The sequence below is a fragment of the Plantactinospora sp. A48 genome (genome assembly GCF_055793945.1).
In genome coordinates this window covers 1-21717 of the sequence record NZ_JBTIXF010000048.1, presented here as the reverse complement: position 1 = coordinate 21717, position 21717 = coordinate 1, and the positions used below count along the sequence as shown (strand labels likewise).

The window sequence follows — 21717 nt, the reverse complement described above, 5'->3', positions numbered from 1 at the left end:
CATCTTATCCGCGGTGGGCTCGGCTGGCTCGGCTGGCTCGGTCGGGTTCGGCGCCGGCTGTGGTGTGGCGGGTGGTGCCGTGTCCGCCGTGCCAGTCGAGGATCAGCAGGCACGCGTCGTCGGGTAGGACGGGCCCGGCGACGTCCAGGACGAGGTCCGCCAGGACGCGGACGACCTCCCGGGGGTGCAGGCCGCTCAGGGGTTGTAGTCGTGTGGACAGGTCCAGGGCTGCGGCGCCGCGTTCCAGCATGCCGTCGGTCAGCAGTACCAGGCGGTCGCCGGGTCGCAGCCCGATGTGGGCAACTTGGTAGGGCCGGTGGCGCAGTACTCCGAAGGGCCGGTTGGCGGGCAGTTCCACGGTTTGCGTGGTTCCACCGCGGATGAGCAGCGGTGTGGGGTGCCCCGCGTTGACGACCTGGAGGATCCCGGTGGCCAGGTCGAGACGGCCGATGAGCCCGGTGGCGAAAGGTGACCCAGTGGCGGCGTTGTCGGAGAGCGCGTCGTCCGCGGCCTGTGCCTGTTCGAGCAGGGTGGCGCCGCGGCGGCGGGCGTTGCGCAGGGCGCCGACACACAGGGTCGCGGTCAGCGCGCTGTGCACCCCGTGGCCCACCGCGTCAGTGATACTGAGGTGCAGCAGGTCACGGGCCAGGCTGTAGTCGAAGGTGTCACCGCCGATGCTGGCTGCGGGTTCCAGCCATGCGGCCAGGGTGAACGAGTCGGCCTCGCAGGTGAACGATGGGGGAAGCAGCCGCCGTTGGATTTCCGCGGCGAGGGTGAACGGACTCGTTCGTTGGCCCCACTCGAACAGGTCGGTGTGGCGACGGTTGGCGATCACCACGAATGCCAACGTGTGCGCGGTCCGCGACACCCGCTGCACGACCGAGTCGGTCGGTGCGGCCGACAGCGCGATCTCCAACAGCCCGATGGCCTCGCCCCGTTGGGTGACCGGCGCGCGTACCACATGCTGCCCGTCGACGTACTCGACCAGTACCCGCTGAGCGCGCAGGGCCTGCTCCTGCGGGCCACCGTCGAAGGGCAGCACCATCGCGACGTCTTCGTCCTGCCGACGGCCGCCGGCCACGGCACCGATCGGGACGTGGACCAGACGCACGAGGGCACGGCCACTCATGTCCGCCACCAGGAACGACACCCAGGACGCGTCGAGGCTCACCCCGATGCTGCGGGTCACCGCCTGCACAGCGTCGACCGGGGCGGCTTTCTCCACCGCGAGCAGCGCATCGTTGAGATCCACGCCGCTCATGTCGTCCTTGGTCACGCGGCGCAGCCTAGACCTGAATCACCTGCCGGCAGGAACTGCGTCATCCCACCGTCCGGCCCTCTTCGATCACGGAGAAGCACCGCTGGCGACCCTGTTCGCGAAGCCCGCCCGCAACGTAGCCCCACCGAAACGTCGTGAACGGTCCCTCTCCTGCTGGGGAGGACCGTGCGGGGTGGGGATCAGGCGACGTCGGTTTGCTGCCCGCGCTGGAGGTTTCGGTTGTGCTGGAGGGCTTCCTCGAGTTGGTCTTCGAGGATGATGATGCGGCAGGCGGCTTCCAGGGCGGTGCCGTGATCGACCATCTCCCGGGCTCGGGCGGCCAGACGCAACTGGTAGCGGGAGTAGCGGCGGTGTCCGCCAGCGGACCGGAACGGAGTGATCAGTTTCGCCTCGTCGAGCCGGCGCAGGAAGTCCTGCGAGGCGCCGGTGATCTCCGCGGCGCGGCCCATCGTGTAGGCGGGGTAGTCGTCGTCGCCGAACATGTCGTCGGGTTGGGCCATGTACACCTCCGTGACGAGGGCCCCGGCGCTTTCCAGCGCCGGGGCCCAGGGTTTACGGGTCAAACACCATCTACCGAAAAGAACATCGGTTTGTCGTATCCACACCGGCTGCCAGCGGCAGCATGCGGCGCGGGGATCGCGTAAGCGTGACCGGAGACCACCTCTCGTTCGATGGAACCTGCGGTGTCCGCCTCAGAACTGAAACGACGTCCTGACGGCGGGCGATCCAAGGTGTTCAGCCCTCCCTTTCCTCTGCTTCCATCAACCTGTGGTGCCGTCTTGCCATCTGCCGGTGTCGGAGCCCCACACGAACTCCATGGCCCCACACACGTACGGCGGATGTTCTCTGTGCCAGGCCGGGACGTGAAACTTCACCGTCCCCGCCTGGCATCCCCTGACCTGGAGTTACGTCAGGGTCTTGCCGTGCACGTACCTGGTCCTGCTGTGCGGTGATGCACTTCCACCGCCGGTGCCGAGCGAGCCCCGATGTTCACGATGTTCCAGGCCCTGCTTGACGCTCGGTCTGATTCGTCGGCGTGTTCACACGATCTTTGCTGTCAACGGGAAGAAGCTTACCCGACCGCGATGAGGATGTCTAGTTCTTGGAGACTAGATTTTCTGGGTCGTTGCCTCGGACTTGAGGGCGGCCGTAGCGTGGCGCGTACGTGTCGCAGCGTCGATGCCGGGTGCGAAGCGGGTTCCGGCGTCCGAGCCTCAAGAGTGATCCGGTAACGATGGAGCGTCGGGCCGGGCGCTGGAGGCGCCCGGCCCGTCAGCCCTCGGTCTGGTTCAGCTGGCCGCGCAGGACAACGAAGGCGTGCTGTTCGTGGAGTTCGACGACCCCAGGAAGCCGAAGGTCGCGCTGCCACCGGCGGCGATCGAACCGTTGTAGCTGACGTTGCGGGCGGTCACGGCCGAGCCGCTGGAGGTAACGGACGCGTTCCATGCCTGCGTCACCTGCTGCCCGTTGGCGTACGTCCAGGTCACCGTCCAACCGCTGATCGCGGAACCTCCGGCCGTCACCCGTACCTCGGCCTGGAAACCGCCCTGCCACTGACCCGTCACCGTGTACGACGCCGTGCAGCCCCGCCCGTTCGACGGCGGCGGGCTGGTCGGCGGCGTGCTCGTGGGCGGTGCGCTGGTGGGCGGCGTGCTCGTGGGCGGCGCGCTGGTGGGCGGTGCGCTGGTCGGCGGTGCGCTCGTGGGCGGTGTGGTGTTACCGATGGAGCTCATGATGGCGTCGATGATGCCCTGCTGGGTGACCGTGACAGAGCTTCGGTTGAACAGCCCGAGCCCGTACTGCCCGTTGAAGCCGTTGTCCCAGTAGGCGGTGGCCACTCCGTACTTCTTGGCATCGGCCACCAGCGTGCGCGCGAAGTCAGCGCGGTACGTGTTGTTCGTCGAGTCGGCCGAGGTCTTGTCGACCGAACCGTACTCACCGACGAACGCCGGATATCCCCGCGCGACGAAGGTGTCGTGCACCTTCTTCAGCTGTCCGTCCATGTAGTCCTGCTGGCCCCAGGTCGACTTCTTCGCCGGGTTGGTCGACTTCGGCCCCCACTGGGTGATGTTTCCGCTCTCCTCCCCGGCGAAGTCCCACGGGTCGTAGTAGTGAACGGAAATCATGAGCCGCTGTTCGCTGCTGGGAATGGAGGAGGACCGGAACTGGTCGGTCGGGAGCACGAAGCCGTAGTTGCCCACGGTGTAGTCGATGTTGGTGTTCCAGCCGGGGACGAGCAGCCACCTCGAACTGTTGTTTCCGCCGGTCTTCCGGACGGTGTCCACGAAGACCTGGTTGTAGGCGTTGATGTTCGAATAGCACGGCTGGGTCGGGTTGCCGTACTGCCCGTCGAATTCCTCGTTCATGGATTCGAGGATCAGGTGCTCACTATAGGTCTGGAACTTGGTCGCGACCTGCTGCCAGACCTTCTGATACTTGTCCTTGATGGTGGTCTGATTGGACGAGTCGCATATCAACCAGGATCCGGGGATGGTCTTGTAACCGTCTCCATGCATGTTGACCAGCACATACATGCCCCGGTTGTAGGCGTAGTTGACGACTTCCTGGATCCTGTTCAGCCAGGCGGCGTCGACCGTGTAGTTCGGACCCGGACCTATCTTTCCCAGGTAGGAAACCGGGATGCGAATCGTCTTGAATCCCGCAGCCTTCACCTTGTCGATGAGGGCCTGGGTGATGACCGGATTGCCCCATGCCGTTTCACTGGGAACGCCGTTGGCGTTGGCTTCCAGCTGGTTTCCCAGGTTCCAGCCGGCGCCCATGTCGGCGACCAGCTGCGAGGCGTTCAGTTGGACCACGGCGTCGGCCGAAGCCGTGTGCATCACGCTGGCCACGGATCCGGCAGACGCCAACATGACGGCGAGAGCAGCGAACCATGCCTTCCGTGCTCTTGGACTCATAGGAATTTTCTCTCTCCCATTTCAGCGGTGTTGGAACAACGCCCCGCCGTCGCTGAGCCAACCCGCGGTCGACGCGCGCTTCTCGAACGACGAAAGTGTGGATCTGATTACCGAGCGTGACGATTGGCGCGACCATGGTCGGCGGCCGCACCACCGGCTGGCGGAAACCCGGAATTGCCGCAGCGCGAAACCTCCTGCCTGGGGTGGGTGTCTGTCGATCAGCTGCGACCATCTCGAAGAGGTGGTCGGTGGGTCAGGTGATCGTCACAGTCGGTTGGCGAAGCGCTTCGATGCGGACGCCGCGTGTTGCTCTGGGATGAATTTGGAGTGTTCGAAGTATAGACACCAGTGCATGGCCTAACAAGGGTTCGTGACCGTGGCCCGGCCGTTGACGTGGGGCGGCGCCTGCCCGCGGCCGAACGGGCCGTCTGTGTTTCCCCCGGCACCTGAACACTTTGCGGACCGATTGGCAATGTCAGGTTGGAGGCGCGGAGTTGAGCCGAGGAGGGCCATGGCTTCAGATGCGGAGTTGATCGGCAGGTCGCTGGACGGTGATGTCGACGCCTTCGTGACGGTGGTCGAGCGTCATGAGATCGCGGTCGGCGCGTACCTCGCCCGGCGGGTCGGACGCGACGCTGCCGAGGACCTGCTCGGCGAGGTCTGGGTGGCGGCCTTCGAGTCACGGCGGTTGTACGACCGGTCGTATGACGACGCGCGGCCGTGGCTGTACGGGGTGGCGCTCAACCGGTTGCGTCGCCACTGGCGGTCCCGGCCGGCCGAGGACCTGGTCTCGGACGTGTCGAGCCTGGCGGCCGAATGGGATCCGTGGTCGGCGGTGGACCTCGGCCTGGACACCCGGGTGCTGCTCCGGGCGGCCCTGCAACGGCTCAAACCCGAGGAGCGGGAGGTGCTCAGGCTCGTCGCCTGGGAGGACCTGACCGCAGCCGACGCCGCACGGACGCTCGGCATGCCCGCCGGTACCGCCCGCCGGCTGCTGAGCCAGGCGCGGACGGCGCTGCGCAGTGCGCCCGAGGTGTCCGCGCTGCTGAACGACCGCAACACCGCGAAGGAGAGACACCGATGACAGACGAACTGGACCTGATCGGTGGGTTGAGCGGCGCAGAACCACTGCGACCGGAGGCATACCAGCGGGCGCGGGCGGTGCTGCGGGCGGCGATTGCCGACCCCGGGACCGTGCGCGTGCTGGACGCGACATCAGTGGAGGACAAGATCATGGAAACGACTCCCACCGTGGAAACGCCACCCGTACCGGTGAGTGGTTCCACCCCGGCGGTCCGGAGCCGTCGGAAGATCAGTTCGGCGGGCCGGCTCGGCGTCGGCGCCGGGGTGGGGGTCGCCGCCGCGGCGGCGGTCATCGCCCTCATGGTCACCACGGGGTCGACCGGCGACACGGCCCCGACGGTGGCCAGGTCCGCCGGTGCGGGCGCGGTTGGGACGGTCGACACCGGCGCGTCCTCCGCCGACGGCCCGTTGCTGACCCTGGCCGGGTACGTCAGGACGAACGTCCCGGCGACCGGCGACGGATGGCTGGTGATCGCGACTCAGGTCCAGGGCACCAGGACCATGCAGGTCGTCTACACGCTGTACACCGACAGTCACAAGATCTACTCGGGCAACAGCGTGAACGACGTCAAGCGGGCGATCGCCCGGCACCAGGACCAGATGAACTCCGGTGGCTACGCTCCGCTGGTGAAGGCGGCCATCCTCGCCGCGGACAGCAGCCCCGCCGAGGGCCGGACCCAGATGCTCGAAGCCGCCAAGGACCCGCTGGTCGGTCTCGACCCCGCCGCGCAGAAGGCGGAGTGGGACAGGCAGCAGGCGGCCAGGGTGGCACTCATCAAGCAGAAGGGTGGCACCGCCGAGCCGAAGCCGTACAGTTCCCAGGCCGTTCAGCAGCACTTCGACAACGCTCTGTGGGCGTACAGCACCGAGGCGCTGTCCGCCGGCGACGGCAACACGCTGGTACGGCAGGGCGTGCTGCGTCTGCTGTCCACGATCTCCGGGGTCAGCGTCGCGCAGTCGACCACCGACGGGAAGGCAACGCTGACGATCACCGCCGGGTCCGAGGTGTTCGGGGGCGTTGACAGCGAGGTGCTGACCATCGACGCCCACACGGGCATGCTGGTCAAGGACGTGTCCAACATCCCAGGGCTGCCCCGGGCCTACACCACCTACAAGTCTTCCCGGGTGACCACGGCCCACCTCTAGGCGGGCGACTACCGGCCACCGGCGCGTTGTCCGGGGGTCAGCGCCACGTGCCCGGTGCCGGCTGACGGTGCGGGTCGCCTCTGCCAGGCGGCCCGCACCGCCGGCCTGTTGTCGGGTGCCAGCCGGCATCGGCCCGCCGACGAAGCGTAACCACCCCGCCGTCGAGGCTTCACGCTCGCGGATTCGCCGTGACCGGACGGATCATGCTCTTACCGGCACCGCCAGCAGGCCCTGGAGAATCTCGTCGACACTGAGCGTCACCACGCCGATCCCGGCCAGGTCAGCCACCCGCTCCTGCGTCACCTGCGAGATCGCGTCGGTCGGTACGACCGTGCGGAAGTCTCGTTCGCTGGCTTCGAACAGCGTCGCCCGTGGGCAGTTGGGCAGGTTGCAGCCGGCCACCACCACCGTGTCCACGCCGGCCCCGTGGAGGCGATTCTCCAGATCGGTGCGGTGGAAGGCGCCCCAGCGGGGCTTGAACAGCACGATTTCGTCGGGGCCCACCAGCTGAGGCCGGCCGGCGAGCAGGGTGTCGGCATCGAGTCGCAGCGGCTCGGCGGCCTCGGGATCACCGGCGATGCCCGGCAGCAGGGCCGATCCCACGGTGCCGGGTGCGGCGATCCGACCGCCGGACTCCACGAAGGCCCGCCGTGGCGGGTCCACGTCGGCTCCGCCCGGGACGTACAGCCGGGCGACGTGCACTATCGGCCGGCCGGCCTGGCGGAAGCCGTCGGCGAGCCGGCGTACGGCAGGGACGACCGCCGCGGTGCCCGGGATCGGGCTGGCGCCGCCCTCGGCGAAGTCGACCTGCATGTCGATGGTCACCAGTGCGGCGGTGGGCCAGTTCGGCGCGGTGTGGTCGGTCGGCACAGGGGTCCTCCTTTCCTCGCTGTTGCCCGGGTCGTGTCAGGGGATGAGGCAGCCGCCCACCCATCAGGATGCCTGAGGGTCTGCCCGGCAGAAACGAGGCGGCCCGGAACGACCATGCGGGCACCGAGCCGAAAGGTCGGCGGTACGCGGGCGAAAACGGCCGGGACTGTTCGTCAGCGCGTCGGGACGGGTTGTGGGTCCGCGTCGGCGCGCTGGTCGTAGTCGCTGCGGGCGGCGAGGATCTCGCGCGCGTGCTGCTTCGACCAGTCGCCGATCGCCGAGGTCAGTTTGCCGGCGCCGACGCCCAGGTCGGTCAGGGAGTACTCCACGCGCAGCGGTGCCGTGGGATAGACCTCGCGGCGGACCAGGCCGTCGCGTTCCAGCGCGCGGAGCGTCTGGGTGAGCATCTTCTGCGTCACGCCATCGAGGGCGCGGCGCAGCTCGTTGAACCGGCACGGCCTGTCGCGCAGGGCGGCGAGCACGTAGAGCGCCCATTTGTTGGCGAGCACTTCGAGCACCGTGCGGCTGGGGCAGTCCGCCGGGAACGCCGGAGCGGTATCCATGAGGTACCTAGATATCAGACAGGTGCCTAATTTACAAGAGATACCAGACGACGGCACCATGGTCGACATTGGTGATCGTGGCCCGGAGGGTGGAACTGTCTGCCGACGCGTTCCTGACCGCCGGACCTGAAGGGAGAACTCGATGCGCGTCGTCCGCGTGCACACGTTCGGCGGCCCGGAGGTGCTGGAACCGGTCGAGCTGGACACGCCGGAGCCGGGGCCGGGGCAGGTGCTCGTTCGGGTGGTGGCCAGCGGGGTCAACCCGGCCGACTGGAAGGTGCGTTCGGGTCTCGTACCGGGATATGGGCCGCCGCCGCTGACACCCGGGCTGGAGGTGTCCGGCGTGGTCGAACGGGTTGGTCCGGGCGTCACCGCGGTCCGGCCCGGCGACGAGGTCGTCGGCGTGCCGATGCGCGGCGGGTACGCGGAATACGCCGTGGTCGATGTCACCGCCCTCGCGGCCAAACCGGCCGGCGTCCGACACGTGACCGCCGCCGGGCTGCCGGTCGCCGGGCTGACCGCCCGTCAGGCCCTCACCGAGGCCGCCGGCATTCGCGCCGGCGACCGGATCCTGATCCACGCGGCGGCCGGCGGGGTCGGCCACCTCGCCGTGCAGATCGCCAAGCAACACGGCGGGTACGTGATCGGCACCGCTCGCGCGGCGAACCACGACTTCCTGCGTGAACTCGGCGCCGACGAGGTCGTCGACTACCGCACCACGGACTTCGCCACCGCCGTACGCGACGTGCACGCCGTGCTCGACCCGATCGGCGGTGACTACGGGCCGCGCTCGCTGAGCGTGTTGCGGCCGGACGGAATTCTCGTCTCGATCAGCGGTTCGGGCTCGATCCGACTCGTCACGCCGGAGATCGCCGCCGCGCGGGGCCGGCGGTACACGGAGTTCCCGATGCGTCCGTCCGGTACCGACCTCGCGACCCTGCTGGACCTCGTCGCCGCCGGCACCCTGCGGGTGGATGTCGCCGACACCATGCCGATCACGAGGGCCGCCGAGGCACACCGGCGCAGCGAGTCCGGTCACGTCCGCGGGAAGCTCGTCCTCACCCGGTAGGTGTCTGCCGTGCCGGCCATCCGCTCCGGTCCCGGTCCCACGACGCCCACCGGCGCATGCCGGATCGCGGGACGGCTGGCACGGGACGCCGATGACTGCCAGGTACGGCGGGGCGCCGACCCGGAACAGGTCCCGGGCCGGCGCCTGGTGCCGGTGTCTCAGCAGAAGTAGCCGTCGATCACGTACCCGTCCATGTTCAGGATGGGCGAGTGGCCGTACACCATGCCCTTGTCCGCGTGCCAGTAGATGTGGAAGTGCCAGCCGTTCTCGAGGTGCTCCTTGGCCGCCGCGTCCGGCGCGGGCGCAGCCCGCAGGAACAGCCCGGCGGAATGGCAGATCTCCTCGGTGACCCCGTCGTGCCCGTAGGCCGCGAACGCTGGCGCGCTGGTCAGGCCGAGGCCCAACGTCACGGCACCGGCCACGACGGCCGCGCTACGCCACAGCTTCATCATCTCGTACCCCCTCAGCCGCTCACGCAACTGCGCAGCACCCAGCCCCAGTCGTTCGGACCGAAGTCCAGGGCGTAGATCCAGCCGTTGATCTCACCTTCGCCACTGCCGTACGTGTGGCCGACCTGGTTGTCCCGGTACAGCGTGCGGATCTTGTCGAACGGGCCGGATCCGACCGAGTAGTGCCGGTAGAACGATGCGCTGTCGCAGGTGATGTGGTGGTGGTCCGGGACGTCGGCCAGCACCGGTCCGGTCGAGCCGGCCACCACGGCGACGGTCGTCGTGACGACCGCGGCCGCGCCCAGCAGGGTCTTGCGGGACATGCTTCCTCCTTCTGTTGATCGGGTCAGTCGTTGTCGTTGAACAGGTCGTGCGGTCGGGTCACGCAGCCGAACGGGAGGAACCCCCAGCCCAGGTTCGGGTCGCGGACCACGACCGCGCCTCCGTCGACAGTGGTGAACCGGTACAGGACCGAGGACGCCGTGGTACCGGGCGCCTGGTCGGCCCAGTGGCCGCCGTTGCTGCCGAAGTCGGTGCCGTAGAAGTAGTTGTAGAAGAACGGACAGCTCGGATTGGCCGGCGCCGAGGTACCGGTGACGGCCTCGTGCGCCCTGGCGTTGAAGTCCCGGCCGAAGGTGAGCCGGTGCGAGATGCGCTCCCGCGTGGTGGTCGAGCAACTGTCGGCGACGTCGCCCCGGCTGGCCCCCATGGAGCCGGGCATGACCCAGCCACACATGTTGACCGTGGTGATGGCCCGGCCGTAGTGCCAGTTGCCGCCGTCGGTGTACTCGTTGTCGAACGACGCCCCGACGGTGGCCCGGCCGAGGTAGTAGCCGTTGTTCTTGTTGGCGATCCAGCTGCCGCCACCCTCGATCGGCTGGCCGGTGCTGGGCGAGTTGGCGGTCTGGATCCCGTGCACGTGACCGGCGTACGCCGGTGCGCTGCCGACCAGCAGCGCGACCGTGGCAGCCAGAGCCACGACGCCTGTTCGCATGACCACTCCTCTCCTGGAAACGGGTTCTGCCTGACCAGTCAGTGATATGCCGCTCGCTCAGCGTCCGACTAGGCTCTCGGATGAACCCGGACGCATCCGGTTGGACGCGAACATCGACGATCAGGTGGTGGCTCGCCCATGACCCAGATGCGCGATCTCGACACGGTCGCCGAGCTGGTCGGTGACCTGCGCGAACTGCGCTGCGCGTCGGGTGCGCCCAGCTACGCGCAACTGGCCAAGGCGTCCGGGGTTCCGCGCAGCACGCTGTACGACGCCTTCCGGGGCGACCGGATGCCCAGCCTGGAGGTCACGCTGGCCGTGGTCCGGGTGTGCGGTGGCGACGAGGACGCCTGGCGCAAGCGGTGGACGTCGGTCCGCCACCTGCTGGAGACCCCGTCCGAACCGCCGCCGGACGTCGCCGGACGCACCTCGAACGCGGTCGGACACCATCGGGACAGCGGCCACGATCCGGAACGCGGTGGCGGACACTTCCCGGCCGGTCGTCGGTGGTTCCGCCGGAAGACCCTTCTGATCCCCGCCGCGTTGGTCACCGCGCTGATCGCCGCCGCGGCCGTCTGGTTCGTGAGCCACCGGTCCAGCGGCTGCCTGGCCGTGCGGGAGTACCGGGCCGAGGCGAACGGGGCGATTCTCGACGGCGACGGTGCGGTGGTCGGCAAGGTCCAGGTCGGCGACCTGATCGACGTACCGAGCCTGGCCCACGACAGGTACCCGCACCGATACCACGCGACGGTGCGCGGTACGACGCTACGCGGGTACGTGGACGAGTCGAAGCTGCACTACCTGCACGACACCTGCGTACCGGTGTAGGAGTTCCCGACCGCCGGAGGCGGATCGGACAACTCCGGCAGGCGCCGCAGGGCGAGTACCGCGATGTCGTCGCTCGGCTGGTCGCCGCCGAGCAGGGTCATGGCGGTGCCGCAGACGGTTTCGGGATCGTCGGCCTGCACGACCTCGGCGAGGGCCTTGATGCCGACGTCGATGACCTGGTCGCGGCGTTCGACGAGGCCGTCGGTGTAGCAGAACAGCAGCGACTGCGGGGGCAGGGCCAGCTGTGTCGACCGTCGGGTCCAGTGCGTGGCGCCGACGCCCAGCGGGGCGTCAACCGGGATGTCGAGCAGCGTGGCGGGCTCACCAGGTCGGGCGAGAAGCGGGGGGAGATGGCCCGCGCTGGAGAAGCGGATGGTGCTGCGCTCGGGGCTGATCATGGCGTAGAGGGCGGTGGTGAGGCTGCCGGCTTCGAAGTGGTGGACCTTGCGGTCGAGCAGGGTCAGGACTTCGGCCGGGTCGTCGTAGACCAGCGCATAGGCGCGCAGTGCGCTGCGGATGCGGCCCATGACGACGGCGGAGGCCAGGCCGTGGCCGGAGACGTCACCGATGACCAGGCCGAGCCAGCCCGAGGGCAGGGTGAACAGGTCGTACCAGTCGCCTCCGACACCGAAACCGTGACCGGGTTCGTAGCGGGCCGCGGCGGCCAGACCGGGCAGGGCAGGTAGTTGCGGCGGGAGCAGGCTGCGTTGCAGCGCGAGGGCGGCGGCCTGCTCGAGCTTGTGGGACCGGATCTGTCCGGCGATGCTGGCCCGGTCGGCGGCGACCTCGAGCAGGTGGATGTCATCGTCGTTGAACACCCGTGGTCGCAGCGTGCCGACGTGCAGCACACCGATGACCTCACCGGCCGCCAGGATGGGCACCCCGCACAGCGAGCTGATCCCCGCCCGCAGCAGCAGCGGGCTGACCACGTCCTGCGGGGTCACCTCGGGCAGGACGAGGGGCCGACGGTCGCGGGCGATCCGGCCGGTGAATCCCTGACCGACCGGGATTCTGATCCGGTGGCGTAGCTCGTCCTCGAGACCTTTCGCCGCCGTCGGGACCAACTCGCGGGTGTGCGGATCCAGCAGCAGGATCGCCGCGGTGTCGGTGTCGAGCAGAGCACGGACCCGGTCGAGGAGTTCGTCGAGCAGGTCCGAGACGTCGAGGCGGGAGAGCGCGGCGTCGGCCAGAGACTCCAGCCGGCGCAGCCGCTCGTCAGACCCGTACACCCTTGGCGGTTCCACACGGGCAGCCTAATCCGCTGTCCGTCGTCCTGACCCGCAGCCGCTGACGGTGCGCGTGCTCGCCATCGGCTGACCGTCGGGCGGCTCAGGGCAGGATCGTCACCGGGCGGCGGTGTCGAATGCGGCCCAGACCGACTTACCGGTATCAGTGGGATACCAACCGACGTGCTCGGCGAGGCGCTGTGCCAGAACCAGGCCGAGCCCACCCTCGCCGGCCGGGCGCTGGTCGTCAACGGTGGGGGGCGAGCTGGCGTCGTTGTCGAACACGTCGACCACGAGGGTGCCGTCGGACCGGTGCAGGCTCACGACGGTGGGCGGCAGGCCGTGGCGTAAGGCGTTGCCGGCCAGTTCGGTGGCGACGATGGTGAGCCGTTCGGCGAGGTCTGCCCGGTCACCACCGGCGAGGTCCTGACCTTCCATGGCCGCTTGCAGCCCTGAGCGCAACAGGTGCAGGTCAGGAGCCGAATCGAGGGTCCATCGCGCGAGTTCCTCGTTGACGCTTGGCGGTCTGCGCATCGTCCACCCCGTCACGATCGCATATTTTGCCCAGATCCCGGCCGGTGACGCCACCGGAACGAACCCACCGACCAGCTGCGCGGCTCCTGCGCAGCGCGGTGTGGCGGCTCCCTGGTTGGGACCTCCTCACCGACGGTCGGGCATCGGGGCAGCCGTGGCGGGATCCGCCGGTGTGGTCGGCGACCTTCGGGCGGCCACCGGCAGCCAGTGCTCGGCCGGCAGGCGTCGCTGCGATGCGTACCGGTGGACGGCGGTGACGAGTCGGGGTGCCTGCGGGTGGCCGTGCCGGCGTCGCACCGCGTACCACGGATACAACGGCACGGGACTGATCGGCACCCGGCGTAGTGGTGCGTTGACCGGCAGCGGCCAGGTGTCGTCTATCAGCGAGACGAACGCGGGATCGGCCGCCACCCGCTCCATGACGGACTCGACACCGATGTTCAGGCCCGCGTCGAGCAGGGGCATGTCCACCGATTGCGCGTACTCCTGCATGAAGGCCACCACCTCGGGGCTGCTGCCGGCCAGTGGCATCCACAGGGTGACGCTGGACAGGTGCTCCGGGCGCAACTCGGTCAGGTCGGCGAGCGGGCTGTCGGAGTTCACCAGGGCCATCCCCCTGGTGAAGCACGCCAGGTCGGCGCGAACGTCGGAGGGTAGTGGATCAGGCAGGTTCGCGATGTTGCCGAACGACAGGTCCAGTTCGTCGCGTCGCAGCGCTTGGAGCGCGTGGACGAGGTTGCGCCGCATGCTGGTCTGCACGGCGACGTCGTGGGACCGCGCGAAGCGCTGCACGAGGAGGCGCGGTGGGTGCGGGTGTCCCCAGACGTCCACCCGAAGCGGCGGACCGGGCCCGTCGATCGTCACCGTGATGGCCTCGTCGGCGGTGGCGAGCAGCCGCCGGGCGTAGGGCAGGAACCGTTCACCGCGATCGGTCAGGGTGACGCCGCGGACCGTCCGTACGAGCAGCGGCCCCGTGACGGTCTCCAGCCTCGTCATCCGCTTCGACATCGCCTGTTGGGTGATCGACAAACTGTTCGCGGCGGCCGTCATCGTCGTGTTGTCAACCGCCGCGACGAACGCGCGAATGTTGGCGAGGTCGAGATCCACGAGCTGATTAATACCACAACCGATGGTTGTGAGGTCGATACGGAAGTTGTTGGACGAACGGATCCTGATCCGATGAACTCGACAGCAGGCGGATGTCGTCCGCACACGACCAGTGGAGGCGTCCCTCGATGCACGAATCAGCACAGACCCTGTCGGGCAAGGTCGCCGTCATCACCGGCGCGACGGCCAACCTGGGTCTCGCGGTGGCCGAGGACCTGGCGATGCGGGGCGCCGATGTCGTACTCAACTACCACCGTGCGGAGCGGGCGGAGGAGACCCGGCACGCGGCCGAGAAACTGGGCCGGCACGGCGGCCGAGCGATCGCCGTCCAGGCCGACGTGACCCGCTCGCCGGACGTCGAGCGGCTCTTCGCCTCGACGGTCGACGCCTTCGGCGGGGTGGACATCGTGGTCAACAACGCCGGCCTGGTCATCAAGAAGCCGCTGGCCGAGACGAGCGACGAGGACTTCGACCGGGCGTTCGCCGTCAATGCCCGAGCCGCGTTCCTGACCATGCGGCAGGCCGCGAACCAGATCCGCGACGGCGGTCGGATCATCAACGTCATCACCTCGATCGTCGCCTTCACCATTCCCTGCTACGGCGTCTACGCCGCGAGCAAGGGCGCCGTCGAGCACCTGACCAGGGCCCTCGCGAAAGAGTTGGGCGACCGTGGCGTCACGGTCAACTGCGTCGCGCCGGGACCGCTCAACACCTCGTTCTACTTTCCGGTCGAAACCCCCGAGTCGATCGCCGGGGCGAAGAGTCGCGCGGCGGGCAACCGCCTCGGCGAGGTCGACGATGTCGCACCGCTCGTCGCGTTCCTCTGCGGCCCGCAGGCGCGCTGGATCACCGCTCAGACACTTCGGGTGAACGGCGGCATGGCCTGACCCGTGACCACGGGAAAAGGACAGTTGGCCAAAATTGGCGCCCTGCGCCGATGTCCGAGTAATCGATATTGACGGATGTGCCTCACCGGAAATAGGTGGATACACCCGGCAGCAGTCTTTCGTTCGTCCCAACAACCGAACCACACCTTGACGTACGTCTATATTGGAAGCATCGTCAGCGCATGTCAGGCGCGTACCCGAGAACGTTGTTCCGTCGCTTCCGGCCAGGCTTCCTGGCCGCCGTCGCCCTGCCGGTCGCGGCGCTGGGCCTCGGCCTGGGCGCCGCCCCCGCGGTCGGCGCCGCTCATTCCCCCGCGGTCGCTCCGGCCGCGCTCGCCCCGGCGCCCATGGCGCCGGCCGCGCCGGAGCCCGCCGGGCCCGCCGCCACCCCGCCCCCGCCCTCGACCGCGCCGCCGACAACGCCGAACACTTCGCCGTTCCCGCCGAGCGCGCCCACCAACCTCACCGCCAGCCAGGTGAAGTCGACGTCGATCGTCCTGACCTGGACGGCCTCGAACCGGGGCTGCTGCGCCATCACCGGGTACGACATCACCTACACCCAGGCGTTCAACGACATCATCTTCACCAAGAGCGTCGGGAACGTCACCACGGCCACGATCTCAACCCAGCCGACCGGCGAGTACCGGTTCTCCGTCACCGCCCACGACGACCTGGGGCACCGCTCCGCGTCGTCCAACTCGATAAGCGTGGTGACACCGGCCACCGACACCGGCCCGGACACCGTGCCGCCGAGCTCGCCGGGCACGCTGACCAAGACGAACGTGACCCCCACGACGATCACCCTGAACTGGTCGCCCTCGACCGACAACGTCGGGGTGAGCGGCTACACCGTCTACCGCTTCGACGGCCTGTACATCTCGACACCGCTGGCCACCGTCACGTCGACGACGTACACGGTGCAGCTCACGACGTCGATGAACATGTACTACGTGCGGGCCCGGGACGCGGCGGGCAACCTGTCCGCGGCGTCCACCATCGTCACCGCGAACCCCGCCCCGCCGACGACCCCGCCGCCCACCCCGGGGTGCAAGGTCACCTATGCCAACCAGTCCGAATGGCCCGGCGGATTCGTCGCGACGGTGACGCTCGCGAACACCTCGACGACCACGATCAACGAGTGGACGCTGAGCTTCAACTTCCTCGGCGACCAGCACGTCAGCTCCGGCTGGGGCGGTCCGGCCACCCAGTCCGGCAGTGCCGTCACGATCCACAACGCCAGCTGGAACGGCACCATCGCGCCCGGTGGGAGCCTCCTGCTCGGCGTCCAGGGCACCTGGACCACCAGCAACGCCGCGCCGACGAGCTTCACCCTCAACGGCGCACCCTGCGCCACCGCCTGAACGGCGCACCCTGCGCCACCGCCTGAACGGCGCACCCTGCGCCACCGCCTGAACGGCGCACCCTGCGCCACCGCCTGACGCGAGAGAGAGGAGCGGCCCGTGTACGGGGGCACGCTGTTCCGCCGCCTGTGGCCGGCCGTTCTGGCCGCCGTAGCCCTGCCGGTCGCGGTGCTGGGTGTGGGTCTGGCCACCACACCCGCCGCGGCCGGCACCGCCGCCGGGTCGAGACTCGGGGAGACCACGGCCCCGCCGTCGACGCCGCCCATTTCCCCGCTCCCGCCGAGCGCGCCGACGAACCTCACCGCCACCAGGGTCACCTCGACGTCGATCACCGTCAGTTGGACGGCCTCCGCCCCCGGATGCTGCGCCATCACCGGCTACACCGTCTCGTACCACCTGCCGTTCAACGACGTGTTCTCCGGCACGACGGTCGACAACGTCACCACGGCCACGATCACCACCGCACCGGCCCACGAGTACCACATCTCGGTGTCCGCCAAGGACTCGGTGGGGCACAGGTCGTCTGAGTCGAACGAGATCGTGGTGATGACCCCGGCCACGGACACCGGCCCGGACACCGTGCCACCGACCACCCCGACGAACCTGACCAAACACGACGAGACGTTGTCCTGGTCACCGTCGACCGACAACGTGGGGGTGACCGGCTACAACGTCTACCGGTTCGACGGCTGGTACACGTCCACCCTGCTCGGCACGGTGACGACCACGACGTACCAGGTGCCACCGCCGGCCACCGCCGGGCCGGGTCCGGGCCTCCGGTACTACGTCCGGGCCCGGGACGCGGTGGGCAACCTGTCGATCGCGTCCAACACGGTCGACGCGTACGGGTCCACGCCCACGACGCCTCCCGCCGACCTTCCGCCGAGCGCGCCGACGAACCTGACCGCGACCCGGGTCGGTGCCACGTCGGTCACCCTGACCTGGACGGCCGCCAACCCCGGTTGCTGTGCCATCGCCGGTTACACGGTCGGGTACTTCCCGGCGTTCTACGACCTGGGTACGTCCGTCGACGTCGGGAACGTCACCACGGCGACGATCACGCTCAAGCCGGCCACCCAGTACCGGTTCACGGTGTCCGCCAAGGACACCGCGGGCCATCCGTCCCCGACGTCGAACCCGATCACCATCATGACCCCGGCCACGGACACCGGCCCGGACACGGTGCCGCCGGGCACGCCGGGCACGCTGACCGTCGGCGGCGTGACCGCCACGACAGCCACCCTGAAATGGACGCCCGCGACGGACAACGTCGGGGTGACCGGCTACAACGTCTACCGGTTCGACGGGGTGTTCATCTCGACGCTGCTGGCCACCGTGCCGGGCACCAGCTACCCGGTCCCGCTGACCACTCCCCAGCCCAACCACTTCTACGTGCGGGCCCGGGACGCGGCGGGCAACCTGTCGATCGCGACGAACGAGGTGAGTGCCAGTCCGCAGCCGGCGGCCGGGTGCAAGGTGACCTACCAGACCCAGAACGAGTGGCCCGGTGGGTTCATCGGCGCGGTCACCATCCAGAACACCGGCCAGAGCACCATCAACGGCTGGACGCTGACCTTCAACTACCCCGGCGACCAACAGATCACGGCGTCCTGGAGTGGCACCTACACCCAGTCCGGCACCGCCGTCACCGCCCACAACCTCAACTGGAACGCCGCGATCATGCCCGGTACCAGCGTCTACCTCGGCCTACAGGGCAAATGGACGACCAGCAACGCCGCGCCCACGAGCTTCTCGCTCAACGGCGCGACCTGCACCACCGGCTAGCGGCGACCTCGGCGGGGTGGGAGGGAGGATCCGTCCTGCGCCTCGCCGCGGGCATCGCGAACGGGCTTCCTGGGGCACGCATGTCGTGACCTTTCCGTGATCTCTGGCGCGAAATCGGCTACCTGGGCAGGGCGTGTCTGTCGAAGACACCCCACCCAGGAGGAAATGACATGCGTTCCATCGCCCTCGGAGTTGTCACCCTGACCGGTGCCATCCTGCTGGCCGGATGTGCCGGGACCAGCGGCGGCCCGGCGGCCGGTGGCCCGGCCACCAGCTCGGCCACCGGCTCGGCCGAAGTGTCCGTCTCCGAGTCCGCCGAGCCGGCCGCCACGCCGTCACCGACGGCGACGTCCACCACGACGAACCCCGTGACTCCCGCCGTCACGAGGACGGCGACGGCTCCCGGCAAGGCAGCCGTCTCCGACCTGTCCCAGCTGCGCAAGTTCGGCATCACCCTCAACGCGGGCGTGCTGATCGACGTTGCGGACGACGGCCTCGACCGCTACCTGGCGGTGGGGAAGGGCGGATCCGTCGACTTCACCGGCACCGGCCGCACCGACGCGACGATGATGTCGTTGAAGGCCGCGCCCGTCGCCGAGAGGAACCGGGTGCTGCTCAAGCCGCCGTTCTGGAACGAGGAGGTCGGCGCCGGCTACTGCGTCGCGGACACGTCCGGTGCGGCGCTGCGCCTCGAGACGTGCGTCAAGGGTCGCGCCACCCAGATCTGGGAGGTCGTTCCCGCCGGTGACTCGGGTCAGTTCGAGCTGCGCGGTGCCTACGGCATCCTGCGGGTCGACAACGGCAGACTGACCACCGGCAGGTCGGGGCGCACAGGCTTGCAGACCATCGAATACGCACGCTGAGGACAACCATCTCCATGCGCGACCCCGAGGACTTCGACTCCTTCTACGCCGCCTCCTCCCGCCGGGTGCTGGCCCACGTCTCGATGATGCTGGGCAGCGCGGCGGAGGCGGAGGACGCCGTGGCGGAGGCGTATCTGCGCGCCTGGAACCGGTGGCACAAGATCAGCCAGTACGACAACCCCGAGGCCTGGGTACGCCAGGTGGCCTACCGGCACGCGGTGAGCACCTGGCGCAAGGCGGTGAACCGGCTGCACGCCCACCGTCGCGGGGCCGTCGACGACCACGTGGCCGGGCTCAACCCCGACCATGTGGCGATCGTCGGGGCGCTGCGCCGGATTCCCGCCGGCCAGCGCCAGGTGATCGTGCTGCACCATCTCGTCGGGCTGAGCGTCGCCGAGATAGGACTGGAGACCGGCATCCCGGCCGGAACCATCACAACGTGGCTGGCACGAGGACGTAGAGCCCTCGCCGCCCACCTGACGGACAGCGACACCTACGAGACGGGCCGGGAGCACCGCGATGCCTGACGACTACCTCAAGGAAGGGCTGCGCGCGTACGCCGACCGGGTGGAACGCGGTGCCACGGTCGTGCCGGCGGGTGAGATCCGGCGCCGGGCCGGACGGCGGCGCCAGAACCGGGCCGCCGGGGCTGCGTTCGGCGTGGTCCTGATCATCGCGCTGGGTGCGGGCTTCGCGGTGAACCGAGGCGGGAACCAGGACCGCCCGGTCAACCCGCCGGTCACCGCCAGCAGCTCGGCGAGCCCTTCCCCGGGCATCACCGCCAGGCCGGGCCCGCGACCGACCGGCAGGGCCGCCTCGGATGTCTCCCAGCTACGACAGTTCGGCATCGACCTGCGGACCGGCGTGCTGATCGACGTGGCGGACGACGGCGTCGACCGCTGGATGCAGTTCCGCGACGACGGCACGGTCGACTTCACCGGCACCGCCAGGGACGACTCGACCAGGATGGTGCTCTACCCGGCGCCGACGACCGCCGCCAACCGCGTGCAGATCGTCCCGAAGGCGTTCGGCAACCTGTGTGTGGCCGCCACTGCGGCGCCACCGCTGAAGCTGGTGCCGTGCGCGGTCAACGACGCCACCCAGGTCTGGCGGGTGGTGCCGGCTGGCGACTCCGGGCAGTTCGAGCTGGAGGGCGCGTACGGCATCCTGCGCGTCGACCAGGGACTGATCAACACCTCGGGTGGCTTCTCCGGCATGCAGACGATCCGCTTCTGATCCCCGTGCGGCTTCTGATCCCAGCGCGGCTTCTGATCCCGGCGCGGCCGGCGCCGATCCGTCCTGGACGCGGGACGGTCAGCGCCGGTCGAGTTCCGACTCCAGGCGCTGGATGAGCGTCTTGCGGGCCTTGCCGTCGCGCTCGCGCCGAAGTGCCGTCCTGAGCTGGCCCGCGTCGAGGGTACGCACGAGCCTGGTCGCCTCGGCCACCGGAAGCTCGGTCAGCTGGGCGGCCGAGCTGGTGTTTCGGCGGGCGCGTCTGGCGGGCCCGGTGTTGGCGACGTACTGCCTGCCCGATTTCGACTGGCTGCGCTTCCTGGCGTCGGTGGCCCGCCGTTGTTCGGGAGATAGCTGCTCCCATGCCTGTTTGGGCAGGTAGCGAGCTGTTTCGGTGTCCTGTCGCGCCCGGGTGTCACCCGTCCTGGTCTGCCAGTCCTCCTCGCCCCAGCGCTTCAGGGACTTCTGCCGTTCGTCCCTGGGACCCTCGAAGCCGCCTCCGAGCTTCTTGTACCGCTGGGTGAGCAGTTGGGACTTGCGGGCCGACCACTCGCCCTTCTTCCCACCCTGGTCGGAGGCTTTGATCTCTTCCTTGAGCTGTTCTCTGAGCTCGGGTTTCGTATACCGCGCCATGCCTGGCGGCTACCCGCGGTGCGGTGCCGCATGCCTGGCCCCCCGGTCTTGAACCGTCGTCACCGGCGGGCCAGGTATCCGGCCGGTGGTCGCTTCGGCCGGCCGCGTTGTCCGGCGACGGCCCCGGCCACCGGGACCGGGACCGGCTCAGGTCGGTCGCCGGTCGTGACGGCCGCCGACTACTCGGCCGTCACCCAGATCCCCGAACCGGATCGCGGGTGCCGCAACCGATCGGTCGGTGGCGGCACCCGTGTGTCTCGGGTCCGCGCGAAGTCCGTACGGGATTGGCCTGGCGTCGAGGATGTCAGGGTGTTGAATGGTCGTAGCGCGGACTGGTGAGCTCGCTGGCGAGCGTCAGGCCCGAAGGCTTCAGCAGCGTGGTCTTCGGGCCGCTCGCGGCGTACCGCGATGACCCGGCCGGGTTGCCCTGGCGGCTGTTAGCGGTAACACTCCCTTGTGCGGTCCCCGTGCGAGAGCGCGGTGCGGACGCGGCGGTGGTCCCGGCCCGGCCGGCACGCGTGCCCCGCCAATCCGCCAGTCGAGCCCTTCCGGTCAGTCGACAGCGGATATTGCATATCGACATTTCTCGATATAACCTGGTAGAAGCGCGGTGTCACCCTGCCCGCTGTCGGGTGGGGTGCCACGTTGTCACCCGGCGCGCCCAGGTCGGGTGTCCGATCCGGTGGAACCCAACGGGCGTGTGACAGAACGCAACGGGCGTGCAACGCGAAGTGCTCGTCATCCGCCGGGGCGAGCCAGGTGGATGGCCATCGGCTGGTGGTTGGTGACTCGGGTCGAGGTCAGGTCGTGGCCGGTGACGGTCCAGCCGAAACATCAAGGAGGAAACACCCACATGAATGACGTTCCCGCTCCACCACAACGCCGTACC

The 21717-nt window shown here is 69.1% G+C and carries 22 protein-coding genes; 10 read left to right on the top strand and 12 right to left on the bottom strand.

Annotation, left to right across the window (positions count from 1 at the left end; genetic code table 11):
• Nucleotides 1-4: 4 nt before the first annotated feature.
• The 3 genes from ACXN5W_RS21995 to ACXN5W_RS21985 form a co-directional block, all read right to left on the bottom strand.
• Nucleotides 5-1276 (bottom strand): PP2C family protein-serine/threonine phosphatase, encoded by a 1272-nt coding sequence (locus ACXN5W_RS21995; protein WP_473160234.1) that lies wholly within the window; start codon nucleotides 1274-1276, stop codon nucleotides 5-7.
• A gap of 182 nt (nucleotides 1277-1458) precedes the next feature.
• Entirely contained in the window at nucleotides 1459-1779 is a 321-nt protein-coding gene (locus tag ACXN5W_RS21990; protein WP_473160233.1) for a MerR family transcriptional regulator, read from the bottom strand.
• Nucleotides 1780-2568: 789 nt separating this feature from the next.
• Nucleotides 2569-4152 carry a cellulase family glycosylhydrolase gene (locus ACXN5W_RS21985; protein ID WP_473160232.1) on the bottom strand — a complete coding sequence of 528 codons (1584 nt, stop codon included), beginning with the start codon at nucleotides 4150-4152 and terminating at the stop codon, nucleotides 2569-2571.
• Between the two features lie 556 nt (nucleotides 4153-4708).
• On the opposite strand from ACXN5W_RS21985, the gene ACXN5W_RS21980 reads away from it, so the two are divergent.
• Together ACXN5W_RS21980 and ACXN5W_RS21975 are read left to right on the top strand one after the other, a co-directional pair.
• A complete protein-coding gene (locus ACXN5W_RS21980) occupies nucleotides 4709-5281 on the top strand; it encodes an RNA polymerase sigma factor (protein WP_473160231.1) in 573 nt (190 codons plus the stop codon).
• A complete protein-coding gene (locus ACXN5W_RS21975) occupies nucleotides 5278-6426 on the top strand; it encodes a hypothetical protein (protein WP_473160230.1) in 1149 nt (382 codons plus the stop codon). The genes ACXN5W_RS21980 and ACXN5W_RS21975 overlap by 4 nt, the downstream gene beginning before the upstream one ends.
• Nucleotides 6427-6627: 201 nt before the next feature.
• Here ACXN5W_RS21975 and ACXN5W_RS21970 read toward each other — a convergent pair whose 3' ends face one another.
• Both ACXN5W_RS21970 and ACXN5W_RS21965 read right to left on the bottom strand, forming a co-directional pair.
• A complete protein-coding gene (locus tag ACXN5W_RS21970) occupies nucleotides 6628-7296 on the bottom strand; it encodes a cysteine hydrolase family protein (protein ID WP_473160229.1) in 669 nt (222 codons plus the stop codon).
• 173 nt (nucleotides 7297-7469) lie between these two features.
• Nucleotides 7470-7859, bottom strand: coding sequence for a winged helix-turn-helix transcriptional regulator (locus ACXN5W_RS21965; protein ID WP_473160228.1), 390 nt, complete (start codon nucleotides 7857-7859; stop codon nucleotides 7470-7472).
• Nucleotides 7860-8001: 142 nt separating this feature from the next.
• Between ACXN5W_RS21965 and ACXN5W_RS21960 the strand changes: the two genes are divergently transcribed.
• Nucleotides 8002-8928 (top strand): NADP-dependent oxidoreductase, encoded by a 927-nt coding sequence (locus ACXN5W_RS21960; protein WP_473160227.1) that lies wholly within the window; start codon nucleotides 8002-8004, stop codon nucleotides 8926-8928.
• 158 nt (nucleotides 8929-9086) lie between these two features.
• Here ACXN5W_RS21960 and ACXN5W_RS21955 read toward each other — a convergent pair whose 3' ends face one another.
• Genes ACXN5W_RS21955 through ACXN5W_RS21945 form a run of 3 tightly spaced genes read right to left on the bottom strand, consistent with a single transcriptional unit; the run spans nucleotide 9087 to nucleotide 10371 of the window.
• The gene (locus tag ACXN5W_RS21955) at nucleotides 9087-9407 is read right to left on the bottom strand and encodes a hypothetical protein (protein WP_473160226.1); all 321 of its coding nucleotides are present in this window, start codon (nucleotides 9405-9407) and stop codon (nucleotides 9087-9089) included.
• Entirely contained in the window at nucleotides 9392-9700 is a 309-nt protein-coding gene (locus ACXN5W_RS21950) for a hypothetical protein (protein ID WP_473160225.1), read from the bottom strand. Before ACXN5W_RS21950 ends, ACXN5W_RS21955 begins: the two co-directional genes overlap by 16 nt.
• A 23-nt stretch (nucleotides 9701-9723) precedes the next feature.
• Nucleotides 9724-10371: a hypothetical protein gene (locus ACXN5W_RS21945; RefSeq protein ID WP_473160224.1), complete on the bottom strand. Its 648-nt coding sequence runs from the start codon at nucleotides 10369-10371 to the stop codon at nucleotides 9724-9726.
• Between the two features lie 138 nt (nucleotides 10372-10509).
• Here ACXN5W_RS21945 and ACXN5W_RS21940 point away from each other — a divergent pair, with 138 nt between their 5' ends.
• A complete protein-coding gene (locus tag ACXN5W_RS21940) occupies nucleotides 10510-11199 on the top strand; it encodes a helix-turn-helix domain-containing protein (RefSeq protein WP_473160223.1) in 690 nt (229 codons plus the stop codon).
• Here the strand turns inward: ACXN5W_RS21940 and ACXN5W_RS21935 are convergent.
• The 3 genes from ACXN5W_RS21935 to ACXN5W_RS21925 form a co-directional block, all read right to left on the bottom strand.
• On the bottom strand, nucleotides 11169-12443 hold the full coding sequence (locus ACXN5W_RS21935) for a PP2C family protein-serine/threonine phosphatase (RefSeq protein WP_473160222.1): 1275 nt from the start codon (nucleotides 12441-12443) through the stop codon (nucleotides 11169-11171). The two genes, ACXN5W_RS21940 and ACXN5W_RS21935, sit on opposite strands and share 31 nt — an antisense overlap.
• A 99-nt stretch (nucleotides 12444-12542) precedes the next feature.
• Nucleotides 12543-12959, bottom strand: coding sequence for an ATP-binding protein (locus ACXN5W_RS21930; protein WP_473160221.1), 417 nt, complete (start codon nucleotides 12957-12959; stop codon nucleotides 12543-12545).
• A 126-nt stretch (nucleotides 12960-13085) separates the two neighbouring features.
• Entirely contained in the window at nucleotides 13086-14066 is a 981-nt protein-coding gene (locus ACXN5W_RS21925) for a LysR family transcriptional regulator (protein ID WP_473160220.1), read from the bottom strand.
• A 128-nt stretch (nucleotides 14067-14194) separates the two neighbouring features.
• On the opposite strand from ACXN5W_RS21925, the gene ACXN5W_RS21920 reads away from it, so the two are divergent.
• From ACXN5W_RS21920 to ACXN5W_RS21895, 6 genes are all read left to right on the top strand, one after another.
• Nucleotides 14195-14953, top strand: a complete 759-nt coding sequence (locus ACXN5W_RS21920; protein ID WP_473160219.1) for an SDR family oxidoreductase — start codon at nucleotides 14195-14197, stop codon at nucleotides 14951-14953.
• Between the two features lie 182 nt (nucleotides 14954-15135).
• Nucleotides 15136-16314 (top strand): cellulose binding domain-containing protein, encoded by a 1179-nt coding sequence (locus tag ACXN5W_RS21915; protein ID WP_473160218.1) that lies wholly within the window; start codon nucleotides 15136-15138, stop codon nucleotides 16312-16314.
• Nucleotides 16315-16413: 99 nt separating this feature from the next.
• Nucleotides 16414-18099, top strand: a complete 1686-nt coding sequence (locus ACXN5W_RS21910; protein ID WP_473160217.1) for a cellulose binding domain-containing protein — start codon at nucleotides 16414-16416, stop codon at nucleotides 18097-18099.
• A 170-nt stretch (nucleotides 18100-18269) separates the two neighbouring features.
• Nucleotides 18270-18962 (top strand): hypothetical protein, encoded by a 693-nt coding sequence (locus ACXN5W_RS21905; protein WP_473160216.1) that lies wholly within the window; start codon nucleotides 18270-18272, stop codon nucleotides 18960-18962.
• 14 nt (nucleotides 18963-18976) lie between these two features.
• Complete coding sequence (locus ACXN5W_RS21900) at nucleotides 18977-19489, top strand: sigma-70 family RNA polymerase sigma factor (RefSeq protein ID WP_473160215.1); 513 nt, start codon at nucleotides 18977-18979, stop codon at nucleotides 19487-19489.
• On the top strand, nucleotides 19482-20198 hold the full coding sequence (locus tag ACXN5W_RS21895) for a hypothetical protein (protein WP_473160214.1): 717 nt from the start codon (nucleotides 19482-19484) through the stop codon (nucleotides 20196-20198). The genes ACXN5W_RS21900 and ACXN5W_RS21895 overlap by 8 nt, the downstream gene beginning before the upstream one ends.
• A 78-nt stretch (nucleotides 20199-20276) precedes the next feature.
• Here ACXN5W_RS21895 and ACXN5W_RS21890 read toward each other — a convergent pair whose 3' ends face one another.
• Nucleotides 20277-20828: a hypothetical protein gene (locus ACXN5W_RS21890; protein ID WP_473160213.1), complete on the bottom strand. Its 552-nt coding sequence runs from the start codon at nucleotides 20826-20828 to the stop codon at nucleotides 20277-20279.
• Nucleotides 20829-21717 lie beyond the last annotated feature (889 nt).

What these genes read in the sequence shown, in the direction of transcription:
- ACXN5W_RS21975 (WP_473160230.1), top strand. Translation starts at nt 5,278, where the DNA reads ATGACAGACGAACTGGACCTGATCGGTGGGTTGAGCGGCGCAGAACCA.
- ACXN5W_RS21930 (WP_473160221.1), bottom strand. Translation starts at nt 12,959, where the DNA reads ATGCGCAGACCGCCAAGCGTCAACGAGGAACTCGCGCGATGGACCCTC.
- ACXN5W_RS21895 (WP_473160214.1), top strand. Translation starts at nt 19,482, where the DNA reads ATGCCTGACGACTACCTCAAGGAAGGGCTGCGCGCGTACGCCGACCGG.
- ACXN5W_RS21940 (WP_473160223.1), top strand. Translation starts at nt 10,510, where the DNA reads ATGACCCAGATGCGCGATCTCGACACGGTCGCCGAGCTGGTCGGTGAC.
- ACXN5W_RS21920 (WP_473160219.1), top strand. Translation starts at nt 14,195, where the DNA reads ATGCACGAATCAGCACAGACCCTGTCGGGCAAGGTCGCCGTCATCACC.
- ACXN5W_RS21985 (WP_473160232.1), bottom strand. Translation starts at nt 4,152, where the DNA reads ATGTTGGCGTCTGCCGGATCCGTGGCCAGCGTGATGCACACGGCTTCG.
- ACXN5W_RS21950 (WP_473160225.1), bottom strand. Translation starts at nt 9,700, where the DNA reads ATGTCCCGCAAGACCCTGCTGGGCGCGGCCGCGGTCGTCACGACGACC.
- ACXN5W_RS21905 (WP_473160216.1), top strand. Translation starts at nt 18,270, where the DNA reads ATGCGTTCCATCGCCCTCGGAGTTGTCACCCTGACCGGTGCCATCCTG.
- ACXN5W_RS21965 (WP_473160228.1), bottom strand. Translation starts at nt 7,859, where the DNA reads ATGGATACCGCTCCGGCGTTCCCGGCGGACTGCCCCAGCCGCACGGTG.
- ACXN5W_RS21990 (WP_473160233.1), bottom strand. Translation starts at nt 1,779, where the DNA reads ATGGCCCAACCCGACGACATGTTCGGCGACGACGACTACCCCGCCTAC.
- ACXN5W_RS21945 (WP_473160224.1), bottom strand. Translation starts at nt 10,371, where the DNA reads ATGCGAACAGGCGTCGTGGCTCTGGCTGCCACGGTCGCGCTGCTGGTC.
- ACXN5W_RS21960 (WP_473160227.1), top strand. Translation starts at nt 8,002, where the DNA reads ATGCGCGTCGTCCGCGTGCACACGTTCGGCGGCCCGGAGGTGCTGGAA.
- ACXN5W_RS21980 (WP_473160231.1), top strand. Translation starts at nt 4,709, where the DNA reads ATGGCTTCAGATGCGGAGTTGATCGGCAGGTCGCTGGACGGTGATGTC.
- ACXN5W_RS21900 (WP_473160215.1), top strand. Translation starts at nt 18,977, where the DNA reads ATGCGCGACCCCGAGGACTTCGACTCCTTCTACGCCGCCTCCTCCCGC.
- ACXN5W_RS21890 (WP_473160213.1), bottom strand. Translation starts at nt 20,828, where the DNA reads ATGGCGCGGTATACGAAACCCGAGCTCAGAGAACAGCTCAAGGAAGAG.
- ACXN5W_RS21915 (WP_473160218.1), top strand. Translation starts at nt 15,136, where the DNA reads ATGTCAGGCGCGTACCCGAGAACGTTGTTCCGTCGCTTCCGGCCAGGC.